A 17,161-nucleotide genomic window follows, 5' to 3' on the forward strand; every position below is an offset into this window, starting at 1 on the left:
TTTCGGCAACGAAACGGGACGTCAGTTTCTTGTCAATGGCATCACCGTGAACAAATTCACTCAAACCGTCGCGAGCGGCTCCATTCGCGGCTCGTTTTCCCCTATTTTGCCCTCTTGTCGGGAGAGCCGCGTGCAGCGGATCGAACCCACCTACCTCTCTCTCCGCCAATTCGTCCGCTGCTGAGAAGCGTGAGGGCCTCATGAACCTGTTGTCATCCCTGGATGCGACCGACCTCGTCACCGATCTCCATGGCGACGGCCTCTGGTACAAGGATGCCATCATCTATCAGCTTCACGTCAAAGCCTTTGCCGACAGCAACAATGACGGCATCGGCGATTTCGTCGGGCTGACCGAGAAACTGGATTATCTGCAGGACCTCGGCGTCACGACGCTCTGGCTCCTGCCGTTCTATCCGTCGCCCGGCCGCGATGACGGTTACGACATCGCCGACTACGGCACCATCAATCCCGATTTCGGGACCATGAAGGATTTCAAGCGCTTCATCCAGGAGGCGAAGCGCCGGGGCCTGCGGGTCATCACCGAGCTCGTCGTCAACCACACCTCCGACCAGCACCACTGGTTCAAGCGCGCCCGCCGCAGCCCGCCGGGCTCCAGCGCCCGCAACTGGTATGTCTGGAGCGACACCGACCAGAAATATCTGGGCACGCGCATCATCTTCACGGACACCGAAAAATCGAACTGGACCTGGGACCCGGAGGCCGGCCAGTTCTATTGGCACCGGTTCTTCTCGCACCAGCCGGACCTCAATTTCGACAATCCGCGCGTGGTCAACGCCATCATCCAGGTGATGAAGCGTTGGCTGGACGCTGGCGTCGACGGCTTCCGGCTCGACGCCATCCCCTATCTCTGCGAGCGCGACGGCACCAACAACGAGAACCTTCCCGAGACGCATGCCATCATCAAGCGCCTCAGGGTCGAACTCGACAATTACGCCCAAGGCAAGCTGCTGCTCGCCGAGGCCAATCAGTGGCCGGAGGATGTGCAGGAATATTTCGGCCAGGGCGACGAATGCCACATGGCTTATCATTTCCCGCTGATGCCGCGCATCTATATGGCGATCGCCCAGGAGGACCGCTTTCCGATCACCGACATCCTGCGCCAGACCCCGGACATTCCGACCAACTGCCAATGGGCGCTGTTCCTGCGCAACCATGACGAGCTGACCTTGGAGATGGTGACCGATGTCGAGCGCGATTATCTGTGGTCGACCTATGCCAATGATCCGCGCGCGCGGATCAATCTCGGCATCCGCCGACGTCTTGCTCCCTTGATGGATAATGACCGGCGCAAGATCGAGCTGATGAATTCGCTCCTGATGTCGTTCCCGGGGACGCCGATCATCTATTACGGCGACGAGATCGGCATGGGCGACAACATCTATCTCGGCGACCGCAATGGCGTGCGCACCCCGATGCAATGGACGCCGGACCGCAATGGCGGCTTCTCCCGCGCTGATCCGGCCCGGCTCTACGCCCCGATGATCATGGACCCGGTCTATGGCTATGAGGCCGTTAATGTCGAGGCCCAGTCGCGCAGCCTGTCGTCGCTCTTGAACGCCAACAAGAAACTGATCTCGGTGCGCAAGACGACGCTGGCCTTCGGCCGCGGCACCATGAGCTTCATCCGGCCGACGAACCGGGCGGTGCTGGCCTATGTCCGGCAGTACAAGGACGAGGTGATCCTCTGCGTCGCCAACCTGTCGCGCTCGGCGCAGGCGACCGAGCTCGACCTCTCCGCCTTCAAGGACCGCATCCCGATCGAAATGCTGGGCCGCACGCGTTTTCCCGCGATCGGCGAGCTGCCCTACATGATCACGCTGGGACCCTACAGCTTCTATTGGTTCCAGCTCAAAGAGCGCGAGAAGTCCGAGCCGGTCGTCCAGCGCGTAGTGCCCGAATTCGAAACGCTGGTGGTGCCGCTCGGCTCGACTTGGGTGTCGCTGGCACGCACCCGCAGCGTGTTCGAGCGCGATGTGCTGCCCGGCTTCCTCACCCGCACCCGCTGGTATCCGGTCCGCCAGCAGGAGGCGATCCATCCGACGCTGACTGCGGCGATTCCCTTCTGCGACATCGGCGACAACCGGCCCTGGCTGATCTTCTTCAAGTCCGGCGAGCGGCCGGAGCCGCTTCGCTATCTGCTGCCGATGCAGATCGAATGGGTGCGCTTCGACCGGGAGCGCTACAACCCGCAAGCCTTCGCGGCCGTGCGCCAGGGCGCGCGCGAAGGCACGCTGCTCGACGTCGCGACCAGCCCGATCTTCCTCGCGCTGCTGCTGCGCAATCTGCGGCAGTCGCTGACCGTGGAGGAAAACGGCCTGCGGCTGGAATTCCGCCCGACCGCGAGGTTTCCCGCCGAGCCGATCCGCGAAACGGACCAGGTCAAAATCGTCGAGACCGACCGCTGCAGCAGCAAGGCGGTGGTGGACAATGCGTTCTTCGTCAAGATCTATCGCCAGCTCGAGGCTGGAGCGCATCCCGAGATCGAGACCGGCCGCTTCCTGACCGAGATCGTGGCCTTTCCCAACGTGCCGCCGCTGCTCGGCAGCGTCGAACTGATCCACGAGGGTGAACACCAGGCCGTTGCGACCGTGCACGGTTTTGTCGAGAATCAGGGTGATGGCTGGACGGTCAGCGCCGCCTATCTCGATCGCTTCGTCGACGAGCAGCGCGTCCGCGTGACGAACGACGATCCGCGCTCGAGCCAGGAGCAGCCGCCCTATCTCCGCTACATGACGCAGGCCGGCCGCCGCGTCGGCGAATTGCACGCGGCCCTTGCATCGCGATCCGACCTCGCCGATTTCGCACCCGAGCCGATCAGTGCCGACGACGTCGACCATTGGGTCGATGCCATCCGCGCCCAGGCGGCCCGCGTGTTCGCGACGCTGAGCGAGCGCCGTGATCGCACCAAGGACGCCGAGCGGGTGCTGGTCGATCAGGTCCTCGCAAGGCAGGCGGACCTTTCCGAACAGCTCAGCACCCTGAGGCCGCAGGATCTTGATGGCCTCAAGATCCGCGGGCATGGCGACTTCGACCTGCGGCAGATATTGATCGTGAAGGACGACATCTTCATCGTCGACTTCGATGGCGACGAAGAATTGCCGCTCGTCGAGCGCCGCCGCAAGGTGCCGCCGGCGCGCGATGTCGCGGGCTTCGTCCGCTCGATCGACTGCTCGGTGCGCGCGGCGCTTGAGCGCGCCTTGAGGACCGCCTCCGACGAGCATGGCAAGCTCAGCACCGCGCTCATGGGGTGGCGCGATCACGCTGTCGCCGCGTTTCTGACCGGATATCGCGAGATCAAGGCGAATCAGCGCCTCTGGCCGGCTGACCGGCATGCGGTCGAGGCGATGTTGAACTTTTTCATGCTGGAAGCAGCCATCGCCGAACTCGACTATGATCTGGCGCGCCGGCCGGAGCGGTTACGCATCGCGTTGAGTAACCTGCTTCGCGTTATGTCTTTGTCAGTCAGCGAGTCCTCATGACCCAACTTTCTCCCGAGGCGTTTGCGATCATTGAGGGTCGGCATGCCGACCCGTTTCGCTATCTCGGTTTGCACCACGTCGACGACAAGACGGTCGTCCGCGCCTTTCTGCCCGAGGCCTCGCGCGTCGAAGTGGTCGGCGAGCATGGCGAGCTCGCGCCGCTTTCGCGCATCCACGATGCCGGCCTGTTCACCGGAACGCTGGCGGGCGGAGCGCAGCGCTATCGGCTGCGGACCCATTTCGGCGAGCATGTGGTCGATCTCGAGGATCCCTATCGCTTCCCGCCGATCCTGAGCGATTTCGACCTGCACCTGCTCGGGGAAGGCACGCACCAGCGGTTCTACGACAAGCTCGGGGCACATCCGATGGTGCTCGACGGCGTCGACGGCGTCGGCTTCGTCGTGCTCGCGCCCAATGCGCGACGCGTCAGCCTGGTCGGGGATTTCAATTTCTGGAATGCGCGGCGCCATCCGATGCGGGTGCGCGGCAATGGCTATTGGGAGCTGTTCATCCCGCGCGCCAAGGCCGGGGACCACTACAAATTCGATATTATCGGCCCGCAAGGCGAACACCTGCCGCTCAAGTCCGATCCGATGGCCTTCGCGGCCGAGCTGCGTCCGAAGACCGCCTCCATCGTCATGGACGAAACCCGGCTGCCCCGCCCGCAGCCAGCGCCATCCGGCATCAATGCGCTCGACAAGCCGATCTCGATCTACGAGGTCCATCTCGGCTCCTGGCGACGCCGGGATGGCAATCAATGGCTGAGCTATCGCGAGCTCGCCGAGCAGCTGCCCGCCTATGCGCGCGACATGGGCTTCACCCACATCGAGTTCTTGCCAGTCAGCGAGCACCCGTTCGACGGCTCCTGGGGCTATCAGCCGACCGGCCTGTTCGCGCCGACCAGCCGGTTCGGCTCACCGGAGGATTTCTGTGCGCTGGTGGACGCCTGCCATCGCGAGGGCATCGGCGTCTGGCTCGACTGGGTGCCCGGCCATTTCCCGGACGATCCGCATGGGCTCGGCCATTTCGACGGCACCGCGCTCTATGAGCATGCCAATCCGATGCAGGGCCGCCACCTCGACTGGGGCACGCTGATCTACAATTACGGCCGCACCGAAGTTTCCAATTTCCTGCGGTCGAACGCGCTGTTCTGGCTGGAGCGCTATGCGATCGACGGGCTGCGGGTCGATGCCGTCGCTTCGATGCTGTATCTCGATTACAGCCGTCCGTCGGGCGGCTGGATTCCCAACAAATATGGCGGGCGGGAAAATCTCGAAGCGATCGAATTCCTGCGCCGCGTGAACACCGAAGTCTTCCGCAATTTCCCGCAAGCGACCACGGCCGCCGAGGAATCCACGGCCTGGCCGCAAGTCTCGCGCCCGGTCGAATTCGGCGGGCTCGGCTTCGGCTACAAGTGGAACATGGGCTGGATGCACGACACCTTGCGCTACATCAGCAAGGATCCGATCCACCGCAAATATCATCACGGTGAGATCCTGTTCGGCCTGCACTATGCTTTCTCCGAGAACTTCATCCTGCCGCTCTCCCATGACGAGGTCGTGCACGGCAAGCGCTCGATCCTGGGCCGGATGCCGGGCGACGACTGGCAGCGCTTTGCCAATCTGCGCACCTATTACAGCTTCATGTTCGGCCATCCCGGCAAGAAGCTCCTGTTCATGGGCTGCGAACTCGCCCAGGAGCGCGAATGGGATCATGATCACTCGCTCGACTGGCACCTGCTCAGCCAGCCGAAATATGCCGGCATCCAGGCGCTGATCCGCGATCTCAACCTGCTCTATCGCAACCAGCCGGCGCTGCATGAGCGCGATTGCGAGCCCGACGGCTTCGAATGGCTCATCACCGACGACGCCGATCGCAACGTGTTCGCCTGGCTGCGCAAGGGCCGTGATGCGCGCACCCGCTGCGTGGTCGTCGTGAATTTTTCGCCTAACGTGTATTACAACTATAAGGTTCGGGTACCCTTCGGCGGCGCATGGCGGGAAGTTTTCAATTCAGATTCCGTTCATTACGGCGGCAGCAATGTCGGCAATATCGGCGAGGTCCATGCCTCTGAAGGTCAAAACGAGCTCAACCTCATCCTCCCTCCCCTGGCAGCGGTATTTCTCGTCCCGGAAGGCTGACTCGATGCGGCTGTCGGCCGGAACGCCCACCCGTCTCGGTGCAAGCTGGGACGGGCGCGGGACTAATTTTGCATTGTTTTCGGCCCACGCGGAGAAGGTCGAGCTGTGTCTGTTCGACAGCCAGGGCCGGCGCGAGATCGAGCGGATCGATCTGCCGGAACGGACCGAGGATGTCTGGCACGGCTATCTCAACGACATCTCGCCGGGGCAGCTCTACGGCTATCGCGTCTATGGCCCCTATGAGCCGGAGCGCGGCCATCGGTTCAATCCGAACAAGCTGCTGCTCGATCCCTACGCCAAGCGGCTCGCCGGCCGCCTGGTCTGGAGCGATGCGCATTTCGCCTATCGCGCCGGAAGCCCGCGCGAGGATCTCTCCTTCGACCGGCGCGACAATGCGCGCGGTATGCCGAAGGCCGTCGTCGTCGACGAGACCTTCAATTGGGGACGCCGCGAGATGCGTCCCTCCATCCCCTGGGAAGACACCATCATTTACGAGGCCCATGTCAAAGGGCTGACCATCAAGCGCGAGGACGTGGCGCCGAACCTGCGCGGCACCTATGGCGGACTGTCCTCGCCCGCCATGATCAAGCACCTGAAGCGGCTTGGCGTCACCACCATCGAACTGCTGCCGATCCACGCCTTCATCGACGATCGCATGCTGGTCGAGAAGAAGCTCGTGAACTATTGGGGCTACAACACGATCTCCTACTTCGCGCCCGAGCCGCGCTACGCCCAGGACAATCCGCTTGATGCGTTCAGGACCATGGTCGCCCGGCTGCACGATGCCGGCATCGAGGTGATGCTCGACGTCGTCTACAACCACACTGCCGAGGGCAACCATCTCGGCCCGACCTTGTGTTACCGCGGCATCGACAACGCCTCCTACTACTGGCTGAAGCCCGACAATCCGCGTTACTACGACGACTTCACCGGCTGCGGCTCGTCGGTCAATCTCACCCATCCGCGCGTGCTGCAGATGGTGATGGACTCGCTGCGCTACTGGGTCGAAGTCTGCCATGTCGATGGCTTCCGCTTCGACCTCGCCACCACCTTGGCGCGTGGCCCGCATGGCTATGATCGCGCTAGCGCCTTCCTCACCGCGATCCGGCAGGACCCGATCCTGGCCGGCGTGAAGCTCGTGGCCGAGCCCTGGGACGTCGGTCTCGGTGGTTATCAGGTCGGTGCGTTTCCATCGCAATGGTCGGAATGGAACGACCGCTATCGTAGCGCCATGCGCCGCTATTGGAGCGGCCAGGGCAGCCTGATCGGGGAAGTCTCGAGCCGGATGACCGGCTCGTCCGATCTGTTCAATCATGACGGGCGCACGCAGCGCGCCAGTGTCAACCACGTCACCGTCCATGACGGTTTCACGCTCGCCGACCTCTTCAGCTACAATTCGAAGCACAACGAGGCCAATGGCGAGGACAACCGCGACGGCTCCAACGACAATCACAGCAACAATTGCGGCGTCGAGGGACCGACCGACGATCCCGCGATCAACGCCTTGCGCCGGCAGCTGCGCAAGAACCAGCTCGCCTGTCTGTTCCTCGCGCAAGGTCTGCCGCTTCTGCTCGCCGGCGACGAGGTCGGCAATTCGCAGAACGGCAACAACAATGCCTATTGCCAGGACAACGAGGTCGGCTGGGTCGATTGGGGCAGAATGGGACGCGAAGGCGACGATCTCGTCGACTTCATCGCCCACATGACCGAGCTGCGCCGCAGGTTCGGTCAGATTCGCGCCCGCCGCTGGCTCGATGGCCGGCGCCCCGACGGCAGTTTCGGCGTGCTCTGGCTTACGCCGTCGGCACAGGAGATGACGCAGGAGGACTGGACGTTTCCCGATGGGCGATTTCTCGCCTATGTGCTCGGTCCGGTGGAACCGGAGCAGTTGCCGATCTTTATCGTCCTGAACGCGGCCCCCGAAGAGATCGGATTCAATTTGCCCAAGCTCGCCGAATACAAGACGTGGCAACAGGTTCTCGATACGACGGAAGCCAAGCAGACGCCGGCTGACTTCGCTTCCGGCGCCGAACTCGTGGCGCCGCCCCGCTCCGTGCTGGCCTTCGCAGGCCTGTCATGAGGCCGCGTCAGTTTGGTCCTCGTCTGACCAAGGATGGCGTCTCGTTCCGCCTATGGGCTCCGGGTGCCAAGCGCGTCGACCTCGTGCTCGACACGCCGCGGCCGATGCAGCCGAGCGAACACGGCTGGTATGGGCTCGACGTCCCCGGTGTCGGCGCGGGGACGCGCTACAAATTCCGCATCGACGGCGAACTCGACGTGCCCGATCCCGGCTCTGATTTTCAACCCGAGGACGTCTTTGGTCCGAGCGAGGTCATCGATCACGCCAGCTTCGCCTGGCGCGCCAAGGACTGGCGTGGCCGCCCCTGGCAGGATGCGGTATTCCTGGAAAGCCATGTCGGCACGTTCACGGCTGAGGGCAGCTACCACGCGATGATCGGCAAGCTCGATCATCTGGTCGAGACCGGCATCACGGCGCTCGAACTGATGCCGCTGGCGGATTTCGCAGGGACCCGCAACTGGGGCTATGACGGCGTGCTGCTCTATGCGCCGGACAGTGCGTACGGCCGCCCCGACGATCTGCGCACGCTGATCGACGAAGCGCATCTGCGCGGGCTCATGGTGTTCCTCGACGTCGTCTACAACCATTTCGGCCCCGAGGGGAATTATATCGGCCGCTACGCGCCGACCTTCTTCACCGACGCGCACACGCCCTGGGGCAGCGCCATCGACTATGGCCTGCCCGAGGTGCGCGCCTACGCAATCGAGAACGCGCTGCATTGGCTGGCTGATTACAGGTTCGATGGCCTGAGGTTCGATGCCATCAACCACATTCTGACGCCGCCAGGGGAAGTGCCGATGCTGCATGAGCTGAGTGCAGCGGCCGGCAAGCTCGCGGAGGAGACAGGACGCCATATCCACCTGGTGCTGGAGAACGGCGACAACCTCGCCAGCATGTTGGATTCGGATGAAGATCCTCCGCGCGGCAAGTTCCGGGCGCAGTGGAACGACGATTATCACCACGTCTGGCACGTGATGCTGACCGACGAGGACGCCGGCTATTACGGCGACTATCAGGACTCGCCGCGCGGTGGTCTGGCCCGGACGCTCGGCTCCGGCTTCGTCTACCAGGGCGAGCCGGCCGCGTTCTGGGGCGGCAGTCCACGCGGCGAGCCGAGCGGGCATCTGGCACCGGGCGCCTTCGTCAACTTCCTGCAGAACCATGACCAGATCGGCAACCGGGTGTTTGGCGACCGGTTGGAGGCTCTGGCACCCGCCGAGGGCATCCAGGCCGCGCTGGCCGTCACCCTGCTCGCGCCGACCGTGCCGATGCTGTTCATGGGCGAGGAATGGGGCTCGACGCGGCCGTTCCCGTTCTTCTGCGATTTCAACGGCGACCTTGCACATGCCGTGCGCAAGGGCCGCCGCACCGAATATGCGTGGGCCTACGCCAAATACGGCGATGAGGTCCCCGATCCCCTGGACATCGAGACGTTCAAGTCCGCTGTTATCGATTGGGAGGCGCGCAACACGAGCCCGGGCAAGGAACGCCTGGCGCTGGTGCAAGACCTGCTCAGGCTGCGTCACAAGGAGATCGCGCCACGGCTTCCCGGCGCGCGCTTCGGCGAAGCTCACGTGACCGACGATGGGCGCCTCACCGCCTATTGGCTGATGGGCGACGGCACCAAATTGCGACTGCTCGCCAATGTCTCGGGCAAGGAGATCGCAGGTCCTTCGTCGGAATTCCCCGGCACGCTGATCTGGGGCGGGACGCCCGCCGATCGCCTGCTACCCTGGTCCGTGTTCTGGAGCATCGGAGGGTAACATGCCTCCGGCCATCCCGCTCGCCACCTATCGCCTGCAACTCACCGCAGATTTCAACTTCGACGCCGCTACGCGCGTCGTGCCTTATTTGAAGGCGCTTGGCATCAGCCATCTCTATGCCTCGCCGTTCATGAAGGCGCGCAAGGGCTCGACGCACGGCTACGACATCACCGACCATACCAAGTTCAATCCCGAGCTGGGCGGCGAAGAAGGTTTTGCTCGGCTCGCTGCCGCACTGAAGGACAACGACCTCGGGCTGATCCTCGACTTCGTGCCGAACCATGTGGGCGTTCACTACGACGACAATCCCTGGTGGCTCGACGTGCTCGAATGGGGCCAGGCATCACCGCATGCGGACTCGTTCGACATCGACTGGGACCAACTCCCCTACCGGGCGCGCGGCGGCGTGCTGCTGCCCATCCTTGGCTCGTTCTACGGCGAGGCCCTGGAACGCGGCGAGATCGAGCTGCGCTATGACGCCAATGAAGGCAGCTTCTCCTGCTGGTACTTCGAGCACCGGCTGCCGATCGCGCCGGAGCGCTATGGCGAGATCCTCCGGGTGATCGTCAAGGACGCCGGCGCCGAACAGAGCGAGGCCGGCGAAAAGATCCTGGAGCTCGCCTCGCGCTATCGCGGCCTGCGACACCCCAACCGCAAGGAGGCGCCCGCCTTCAAGGCGGAGCTGAAGGACATCCCAGGCGCAGCCGACCTCATCGGACAAGGGCTTGCCGCCTATCGCGCCGGCCCTGACCGCCCGGCACAGACGCTGGCCCTGCATCATCTCCTGGAGCGGCAGCACTACAAGCTCGGGCATTGGCGGCTCGCCTCCAGCGATATCAACTATCGCCGCTTCTTCGACGTCAATACGCTTGCCGGCCTGCGCGTCGAGGACGCCGGCACGTTCGAGGCGATCCATCGGCTGGTGAGAAAGCTGATCGCCGACGGCCAGTTGCAGGGCCTGCGGCTCGACCATATCGATGGTCTGCGCGACCCCGCACAATATTTCCAGCGGCTGCGCCGATTGATCCGCGACGCGCGCGGACCGGCCGCACAGCCGTTCTACGTCGTGATCGAGAAGATCGTCTGCGAGCACGAGAAGCTGCCGCACTTCGCCGGCGTGCACGGCACCACCGGCTACGAGTGGATGAATGTCATCACCCAGGTGCTGATCGATCGCAAAGGCCTTGAGCCGCTCGACGAGATCTGGCGCCAGATCAGCAACATCTCGCCGCGGCTGGAGCCACTGCTCAAAGCGGCCAAACGACGTGTGCTGGAAACCCTGCTGACGAGTGAATTCACCGTGCTTACGCGCCTGCTCGCGCGCATTGCCAACGGGCACTATTCGACGCGCGACTATTCGGAAGACAGTTTGCGCCAGGCGCTCGAACTCTACGTGCTCCATTTCCCGGTCTATCGCACCTATCTCACAGGCGCTGGCCCGACCGCGGCGGATCGCGCCCTGATCGATCGCGCGATCGAACGGGCGCGCGCCGAATGGTTCGCGTCCGACGGCTCGATCTTCGATTTCCTGCGCGACGCGCTCACGATGGATCTCGTCAAGGGCGATCGCCATGCGACACACAGCGCGCCGCGCGTTCGGCGGTTCGCCCTGAAGGTGCAGCAGTTCACCGGCCCGATGATGGCAAAGTCGCTGGAGGATACCGCCTTTTACCGCTACCATCGGCTTTTGGCGCTGAATGAGGTCGGCGGCGATCCGGCTGCGCAGGGCCTGTCGATTGCTGATTTCCACGCATTGATGCGGCAGCGTGCCAGGGATTGGCCGCACGGCCTGACTGCCACCGCGACACACGACACCAAGCGCGGCGAAGACGCCCGCACACGCTTGATGGCGCTGACCGAACTGCCCAACGACTGGACCTCGACGGTCGCGCGCTGGAAGCTGCTGAACGCGCCGAACGTGGTGACCGAAGGCAACATGCGCGCGCCGTCGGCGGCTTTCGAATACATGCTGTACCAGACCTTGATCGGAATCTGGCCCGTGCATGGAGCTGACGACACCTTGCCGGAGCGGCTGCAGGCCTATGCGTTGAAGGCTGCGCGCGAAGGCAAGCAGGAGACATCCTGGCTCAATCCCAATGAGGCGTATGAAAAAGGCTTGCGCCTCTTCATCGAGCGCATCCTCGATCGGGGGCGGTCACCGGAATTCCTGCAGTCGCTGGAAACATTGGCGAAGCGTATTGCGCTGTTGGGCGCGCTGAATTCGCTGAGCCAGATCACGTTGAAAGCGACGATGCCGGGCGTGCCCGATTTCTATCAAGGCACCGAGTTCTGGGATCTCTCGATGGTCGATCCTGACAATCGGCGCCCGGTCGATTTTGCGGCGCGCGAGGCGGCATTGCGCGAGGTCGAGGACCCGGACTGGGCGAGCTTGGCGCAACATTGGCCGGATGGGCGGATCAAGCTTGCCTGGACGCGGCGCTTGCTGAAATTGCGAAGTGAGCTGGCGCTGGTGTTCACGGAAGGCAGCTACGAGCCGTTGGAGGTCAGCGGACCACACCGCGAGCACATCATCGCCTTTGCGCGGCGGCGCGGACGTGATGCCGCAATCACGATTGTCGCCCGCGCGTTTGCGCCGTTCACCGACAGTGGCCGCGCTTGGCCGGGCCGAGATGCCTTCGATGCCGCCGTGCGCCTTGAAGGCTACAGAATCGCGGACGGGGACAACGTGAGCGAGCTGCCGGTGTCCTCCCTATTCAGCCATCTGCCGGCGGCTGTGATCGGCGCTCGGGCAGACCGCGCCGTGCATCCATTTCAGAAGCCGGCAGCTGCGCAGGCGGATGCTTCCACCGGTTAGCTCTTCTTCGACAACAGCAGCTGCCCGCGGCTGCGAATGGCGGCCTGTGCAGCTTCCGCAAAGCGCTGCAGCAACCAGGGCAGAACGACTTCCACGCGGACATAGTCGTCGGCGACGTCGATGTGGCCCGACGCGGCCTGACCAAGCGCGCGGACACGAAAGAACATCTGGTCGCCATCCCAGCGTTCCTCGTCGACTTTCAGCACCGGCACGCTGGCGGCGGCCCGCGTGAGCCCGTTCTGCAGACGGCGCACCGCCTCATCCTTGCCGAGACGATGCGGAATCGAGATGACGAGTGGCGCAGACATCGGAAATCTCCTTCCTGCCAATCGCTTAGATGTAGTTACGCCACCTGCGGCTGCAAAGACACAGCACGCATTTTCCCTGCCCTCGTTCCGGAACTTTCGAAGTTCCCGCCAGTTTCCTCGGCGAACGCAAGTGCAACGTCACCCCATGCGGGCTGGAGGAGGGACTATCATGTCAATCGGAACAATCATCCTGATCATTCTCGTGATCGCGCTGCTCGGCGGCTTTTCCGGGATCGGCGGCGGTCCGTTCTACGGCACCGGTTACTATGGTGGCGGCGGTCTCGGGCTGATCATCGTGATCATTCTGATCCTGGTCCTGCTCGGACGCATCTGATCCGAACGCATCATTGATCACCGACCGGGGCGGGCATGGCAAAGCCATGCCCGGTTCCTGTTCGGTCTCGTCCTGAGCAGCGAAACGCAAGTGATTCGCCTTCAGTACGAGCGCCTTCGCGAGCTCATAGCTTCCCCGACAGTTGCTTGATCGCCGCCTTGATCGAGCCTTCGGCCTCGTCATATCCCTCCCACGCTTTTGTCCTGGCAAGCAGCGCCGGCACCGTGCGGATCGTATAGCGCTTCGGATCAAGCCCGTTCTTCACCTGCGCCCAGGTCAGCGGCATCGAGATGGTGGCGCCCTCGCGCGCGCGCGGCGACAACACAGCCACCGCCGTCGACATCCGGTCGTTGCGCAGATAGTCGAGGAAGATCTTTCCCTTGCGCAGCCGCTTCGACATGTTGAGCAGATACTGGTCCGGGCTGTCATTGGCCATCCACTGGCAGATGCCCTGCGCGAACGCTTTGGCTTCCGGCCACGTCACCTTGTCGCGCGCGCCATGACGCAAGGGCGTGACCACATGCAGGCCTTTGCCGCCGGTGGTCTTGCAGAAGCTTTCGAGCCCGACGCTGTTGAGCCGCTCCCTCATCTCCTTCGCCGCCCCAATCACCTCCTCGAAGGCAACGTTCGGCGCCGGATCGAGATCGAACACCAGCCGTCCCGGCACATCATAGGCGTACGGCGCGCAGTTCCAGGGATGCAGCTCGACGGCGGCAACCTGCGCCACCGCCGCCAATCCTTCCACGCGATCGATCTCCAGATACGGCTTGCGATCACCCGACACCTTGGCAAGCTCGAGCAGCTCCGACGTGCCCTGCATGCCGTGGCGTTGGAAGAACTTCTCACCGTCGATGCCGTCAGGCGCACGCACGATCGAGCACGGGCGGCCCTTGAGGTGACCGATCATCCATTCGCCGACCGTTTCGAAATAGCGCGCCAGCTCGAGCTTGGTGACCGGAGCGCCATCGCCGCCATCCGGCCATAGCGCCTTGTCGGGCTTCGAGATGAGAACGCCCATCACCTCGGCCTCGCGCTTCGGCTTCGACGGCGCTTTGAATATGGCGGTGCCGGCGCTCGTCGCGGTCGCGGCTGCACGTGCGACCGGCTGCGTGATCTTGGTCATCACCGGCGCATCGGCAACGACCTCCTTCGCCGGCTTGTCCTGGCGCAAGCCCTTGAACGAGGCCTGCCGTACATTGCCGCCGTCGGTCCATCCGGCAAACTCGATCTCCGCCACCAGGTCAGGCTTGAGCCAATGGATGTCGCGTGTCTTGCGCGGGGCATTCTCGCCGCTGAACGGGCTCTTGTTGGAGGCCGCCGCTTCCAGCGCCGGCATGATCTGCTTGACCTTGTCCTGGCCGAAGCCGGTACCGACGACTCCGACGTAGGCGAGGTGATCGTCCTTGTTGACGCCGACCATCAGCGAGCGGAACTTGCCGTTCGTCGTCTTCCAGCCACCGATCACCACCTCATGGCCCGGTCGCGTCTTCGCCTTGGTCCAGCTCTCGCTCCGGCCGGAATGATAAGACGTATCAAGCCGCTTCGAGACGATCCCTTCCAGCTTCAGCTTGCGCGCAGACTCCAGCACGGTCTCGCCGTCGCTCTCGAAGTGCTCGACATAGCGGATGTGCGGATTCCTGCCCTTGATATTCGCCTTCAACAATTTCTGCAGGCGCGCCTTGCGCTCGCGCAACGGCAGCCGACGCAGGTCGAGCCCTTCAGCAAACAGCAGGTCAAACGCGAAGTAGATCAGCTCATCCGTTTTGCCCTCGGAGAGCGCGGCCTGCAGCGCCGAGAAATTCGGATTGCCTTCCGCGTCCAGGGCAACGACCTCACCGTCGATGATCGCATCCGGCAGCTTTGCCGCTTCCTCCGCGATGGCACCGAACTTCGCAGTCCAGTCCAGCCCCTTGCGCGTCTTCAGGGTCGCTTCGTCGCCCTCAACCCTGATCTGCACGCGATAACCGTCAAACTTGATCTCGTGGCCCCAGCCGTCGCCTCCCGGCGGACGCTCGACCGAGGTGCAGAGTTCGGGCGCAACGAAGTCCGGCATCGCCGACACTTTCTTCGGCTCCACACTTTTTTGGGCCGCCGGTTTGGTCGCAGCCGACTTGCGCGACCGTGCCTCATGCGCTTCGCCGCGGTTGGAGTGCCAGACGGCATCCGCGCTCGCCGCGTTCGTCTTGGCCAGCATGAACGGCTTGGGTGCCCTGCCCTTGCCAGCCGCGATCTGCTCCACCGTACGACCCGAGGCAACAGATTTGTCCTGCGCCAGGATATCGTTGGCCTCACCCTCGCGCGCGAATTCGTCGCGATGCTTGATCAGCAGCCAGTTGGTGCGCTTGCCGCCGGTGCGATCATGGCGCATCCGCACCAAAACCCAGCTGCCGTGCAGCTTCTTACCTTGAAGCGTGAACTTCAGATCGCCTTTCTTGAAACCGCGCTCGGGATCGTCGCTGTCCCAATAGCCGCGGTCCCACAGCATCACGGTGCCGCCGCCATACTCGCCTTCCGGAATCGTGCCTTCGAAGTCGCCGTAGTCGAGCGGGTGATCCTCGACCTCTACCGCAAGCCGTTTGTCATGCGGGTCGAGCGAGGGGCCCTTGGTCACGGCCCAGGACTTGAACACGCCGCCAAATTCGAGCCGGAGATCGTAGTGCAGGCGCGTCGCATCGTGCTTCTGGATCACGAAGCGCGGCCGCTCGGCTGCCGCGACCTTGGCGTCGCCCGAAGGCTCCGCGGTCTTGTCGAAATCCCGCTTTTTGCGGTAAGTGGAAAGCTTTTTCAGCGCCACGACCTTGATCCCACTGAAGCCAAGCGGCGCCAGCCTAACACGTCCGGGCCGCCACCCGGAACCAAAACCCCTGAGATCAGTTGGGGTTCCCAGACCTTCATGCCAAACAGCCGGAGTTCAAGGGATGGCGCCGCGTGCCTATTGGAAAGGGACACTCAAGCTGTCGCTGGTCAGCTGCCCGGTCGTGCTCTATCCGGCTGCGACGTCCACCGAGAAAACCCGCTTCCACCTGATCAATCGCGAGACCGGCAACCGGCTCAAGCAGCAGATGGTTGACTCTGAGACCGGCGACATCGTCGAGGGCGAGCAGAAGGGGCGCGGCTACGAGCTGTCCAACGGGCAATATGTCGAGATCGAGCCGGAGGAGCTCGAGGCTGTCCAGATCGAGAGCAACCATACCATCGATATCGACAGCTTCGTGCCCCGCGACGAGATCGATCAACGCTACCTGAACCATCCGTATTACATCGCGCCGGACGGCAAGGCCGCGCTCGACGCTTTCGCCGTAATCAGGGATGCCATGAAGGATCAGGACCGCGTCGCGCTGGCGCGCATCGTGCTGACCCATCGCGAGCACATCATTGCGATCGAGCCGCTCGGCAAGGGCATGCTCGGCACCACGCTGCGCTTTCCGTATGAGCTGCGCGACGAGAGCGAGTTCTTCGACGACATCAAGGCACCCAAGATCACCAAGGACATGGTCGAGCTCGCGGGCCATATCCTTCAGACGAAGGCGGCGCATTTCGATCCCGCGACCTTCAAGGACGAATACGACACTGCGCTGAAGACCTTGGTGAAGCGCAAGGCCGCCGGCAAGCCGGTCAAGCTGCCCGAGCCCGAGGAGCGGCCGAGCAACGTGATCAACCTGATGGATGCGCTCAAGCAGAGCCTGAAGGCCAAGCGGACCACGAAGCCCTCGCGCGCGTCGGCTCGCCGGCCTCGCGCCCAGCGCCGCTCCGCCAAGAAGACGCACCGTTCGGCGGCGCGACAGCGGAAGGCGGGGTAGTGTCATCGACACCGCTGAAAGCCCCTGAAATTCCGTCATTGGAACGCCGTGTCGGCCACGGCCCGAGGGGCGACGGCGGAAGTAAGCCAATGAGGTTACGGGAAGATCCGGGTTGCTTGGTCGCTTGGCCCCTCGCAATGACGGTGGATGGCCGGGACCTCGCCCGGCCATAACGGTGCGGTAGCTCAGCTCTTCTTCGAAGCCCGCTTCTTCGTCGACTTCTTGCTGGACTTCTTTGCGGATTTCTTCGACGACGCCCGGGCGCTCTTCTTTTTCGGCACCTTCTGTCCCGCCCGGCGCGCTTCCGACAGACCGATCGCGATCGCCTGTTTGCGGCTCTTGACCTTGCGCCCCGAACGGCCGCTCTTCAACGTCCCGGCCTTCCGCTTCTTCATGGCGCGTCCGACTTTCGCGGATGCG

10 protein-coding genes are annotated in these 17,161 nt (G+C 63.6%); 7 read left to right on the forward strand and 3 right to left on the reverse strand.

Translation table 11 applies throughout. The features are described 5' to 3' along the window. Positions 1-200 precede the first annotated feature (200 nt). Genes treS through treY form a run of 5 tightly spaced genes read left to right on the forward strand, consistent with a single transcriptional unit; the run spans position 201 to position 12,299 of the window. Complete coding sequence (gene treS / locus BRAS3843_RS05420; protein ID WP_008967750.1) at positions 201-3,500, forward strand: maltose alpha-D-glucosyltransferase; 3,300 nt, start codon at positions 201-203, stop codon at positions 3,498-3,500. Further along, entirely contained in the window at positions 3,497-5,641 is a 2,145-nt protein-coding gene (gene glgB / locus BRAS3843_RS05425) for a 1,4-alpha-glucan branching protein GlgB (protein WP_008967751.1), read from the forward strand. Before treS ends, glgB begins: the two co-directional genes overlap by 4 nt. A 4-nt stretch (positions 5,642-5,645) precedes the next feature. Continuing rightward, positions 5,646-7,721, forward strand: a complete 2,076-nt coding sequence (gene glgX / locus BRAS3843_RS05430; protein ID WP_008967752.1) for a glycogen debranching protein GlgX — start codon at positions 5,646-5,648, stop codon at positions 7,719-7,721. Further along, positions 7,718-9,484 (forward strand): malto-oligosyltrehalose trehalohydrolase, encoded by a 1,767-nt coding sequence (treZ, locus tag BRAS3843_RS05435; protein WP_008967753.1) that lies wholly within the window; start codon positions 7,718-7,720, stop codon positions 9,482-9,484. Before glgX ends, treZ begins: the two co-directional genes overlap by 4 nt. Before the next feature lies 1 nt (position 9,485). After that, positions 9,486-12,299, forward strand: coding sequence for a malto-oligosyltrehalose synthase (gene treY, locus BRAS3843_RS05440; RefSeq protein WP_008967754.1), 2,814 nt, complete (start codon positions 9,486-9,488; stop codon positions 12,297-12,299). Here the strand turns inward: treY and BRAS3843_RS05445 are convergent. Then, positions 12,296-12,607: a polyhydroxyalkanoic acid system family protein gene (locus BRAS3843_RS05445; RefSeq protein WP_008967755.1), complete on the reverse strand. Its 312-nt coding sequence runs from the start codon at positions 12,605-12,607 to the stop codon at positions 12,296-12,298. The genes treY and BRAS3843_RS05445 overlap by 4 nt on opposite strands. Positions 12,608-12,776: 169 nt before the next feature. Between BRAS3843_RS05445 and BRAS3843_RS39410 the strand changes: the two genes are divergently transcribed. Continuing rightward, positions 12,777-12,941, forward strand: coding sequence for a DUF3309 family protein (locus BRAS3843_RS39410; RefSeq protein ID WP_008967756.1), 165 nt, complete (start codon positions 12,777-12,779; stop codon positions 12,939-12,941). 124 nt (positions 12,942-13,065) lie between these two features. Here BRAS3843_RS39410 and ligD read toward each other — a convergent pair whose 3' ends face one another. Beyond that, on the reverse strand, positions 13,066-15,735 hold the full coding sequence (gene ligD, locus BRAS3843_RS05450) for a DNA ligase D (RefSeq protein WP_008967757.1): 2,670 nt from the start codon (positions 15,733-15,735) through the stop codon (positions 13,066-13,068). Positions 15,736-15,859: 124 nt separating this feature from the next. Between ligD and BRAS3843_RS05455 the strand changes: the two genes are divergently transcribed. Then, positions 15,860-16,741 carry a Ku protein gene (locus tag BRAS3843_RS05455; RefSeq protein WP_008967758.1) on the forward strand — a complete coding sequence of 294 codons (882 nt, stop codon included), beginning with the start codon at positions 15,860-15,862 and terminating at the stop codon, positions 16,739-16,741. 185 nt (positions 16,742-16,926) lie between these two features. Here the strand turns inward: BRAS3843_RS05455 and BRAS3843_RS39415 are convergent, their stop codons facing one another. Continuing rightward, positions 16,927-17,136 (reverse strand): DUF6496 domain-containing protein, encoded by a 210-nt coding sequence (locus BRAS3843_RS39415; protein ID WP_008967759.1) that lies wholly within the window; start codon positions 17,134-17,136, stop codon positions 16,927-16,929. Positions 17,137-17,161 lie beyond the last annotated feature (25 nt).

The sequence above is a fragment of the Bradyrhizobium sp. STM 3843 genome, assembly GCF_000239815.1.
Classification (GTDB): Bacteria; Pseudomonadota; Alphaproteobacteria; order Rhizobiales; family Xanthobacteraceae; genus Bradyrhizobium.